A 1,381-nucleotide genomic window follows, 5' to 3' on the forward strand; every position below is an offset into this window, starting at 1 on the left:
GGTTCAACGTCAAATGTTGGGGTGGAGTCAATTTTACTTCACCCTTATCCAATATGAACACCCATTTTTTTATACTTATGTGTCAATAATATCTTTGCTCTAAAACGCTTAAAACTCCTAAAACCAAAAGCATTTCTCTTCATTACTTTTGTTAAGTTATTAATTCCCTCCAAGAATCCGTTAGAATAGCCATACGCAAAGCTGTTTAAGATCTCTACCTGCCAATTTTGTAGGGTTTGTATGGCTTTTTTGAACTCTGGTATATTTACCTGTTCTACCTTACGGTAAAATTCATTTAATAATTCTTTCGTCTGGAGGATGGACTCTAGACCATTTACTTTAGCCTGCTTAAACCACTGAGCGAAGGCTTCCTTAAGATGATAGGCAACATTTAATTCTTCTGAGAAACCTAGGTATCGATTCAGATACCATTGATCTTCTTCAGTTAACTTTTCTGAATCTCTGTGGAATACATAGCGCATTTTTTTACACTTCTTACGGTCATAATCATGCCAGGTAGACTGAACTCTTCTCCTTACACCGTCCAATGCCCAATAAATATACCGAACAAAATGGAATCGGTCTGCGACAATAATAGGTTTTCCCAGTGCTTGTTGAACAGCTGCTTTAAAAGATGGGCTCATATCCATGACTACATATTCCACATTTGCCCCATGCTTTCTTAGGTATTGCTTAATGGTTTTTTTATATCTGTTTGGTAGAATATCAATCGGCTCTCTAGTTACTGCATCTGCAATAATAAGCTGATATTTACCTTCTTTTGTATCCCCTTTATATTCATCAATCGCAATGGCCTTTGGTAATGGATCTGGCTCCACTTGAACCGTACTTTCAGCTATCTGATCAAAGCGTCGAACAACGGTAGATGCAGATGTTCCGTAGATTTCAGCCGTTTCCTTAAACGTTTTTCCCTTTATACTACGAATCTTAATAGCTTGGTTAAATTCAATGGATAGCCGTTGATAACGCTCAATAAAAGGATTTTCCTCAGAAAATCTCTTTCCACACTCACATGCATAGCGACGCCTTTTATAGAAAATGAGGGTATGTCGCTCGAACAGCTTCAAGTGTTTTATTTTTTGAATTCTATAATCATGAATCTTAGTTGTTACTGAACCGCAGCTCGAACACGAATGTTCTTTTAAAGGCATCTCAACCTCAAAACAGTACTTATCTTCTATTAATGCAGCCCTCTTAACTATCACTTCTTCAAATCCAGGTAAAACTATGTTAGAATTCATAATGCACGTATCTCCACTCTATACTTGTTTCTCGACAACTCAAGTATATAAGAATGGATGATATCGTGCTTTTTTTATGCACTAAATAGTGTTTAAACCCCAACAAATATTATAGAATC

Annotated in this window: 1 protein-coding gene; it reads right to left on the reverse strand. The window is 36.5% G+C overall.

Annotation, left to right across the window (positions count from 1 at the left end):
• Nucleotides 1-44: 44 nt before the first annotated feature.
• A complete protein-coding gene (locus tag ACFYKX_RS27200; protein ID WP_389365454.1) occupies nucleotides 45-1,262 on the reverse strand; it encodes an ISL3 family transposase in 1,218 nt (405 codons plus the stop codon).
• Between the last annotated feature and the right edge of the window lie 119 nt (nucleotides 1,263-1,381).

The organism is Cytobacillus spartinae, assembly GCF_042865285.1.
Classification (GTDB): Bacteria; Bacillota; Bacilli; order Bacillales; family Cytobacillaceae; genus Robertmurraya_A; species Robertmurraya_A spartinae.